The organism is Mesorhizobium sp. M2E.F.Ca.ET.209.01.1.1, from assembly GCF_004010375.2.
GTDB lineage: Bacteria > Pseudomonadota > Alphaproteobacteria > Rhizobiales > Rhizobiaceae > Mesorhizobium.
In genome coordinates, this window is the sequence record NZ_SADP02000589.1 from 1 (window position 1) to 345 (window position 345).

Genomic DNA, 345 nt, shown 5'->3' on the forward strand with positions numbered 1-345 from the left:
GTGCCACCCGTCAGCCCGCTGTTTGCGGAATCGAGAAATGGGAAGGCGAGCGAGACTTCATAGTCGGAAAGGGGCTGCAGCTTGGGACGTCCTCCCAGCGTGGCGCCCGGCGAGGGGTATGGGCAGGCCCCGGCAACTATGGATGCTGCGTGGAGGCGCAGATCTGCCTCGGGATGGAACAGGGAAACGGCCGCCTGCCAGATGTTCGACTTGTCGAATTCCTGCACTTCGAACGGATCGGGGCGCCCCTTGGTCGGATCGGTGCGATGCACACGCACAATCGGTGCAGCATGTGCCTTGATGGCGCGCATGGCCGAAATCCTTGCACGGGGCGGAACCACTATG

General features: G+C 63.2%; 1 protein-coding gene. It reads right to left on the reverse strand.

Annotated features, from left to right (window positions below; genetic code table 11):
* Nucleotides 1–311, reverse strand: a 311-nt coding sequence (locus tag EN852_RS37030; protein ID WP_135879775.1) for a hypothetical protein, incomplete at its 3' end; no start/stop codon positions are given.
* Between the last annotated feature and the right edge of the window lie 34 nt (nucleotides 312–345).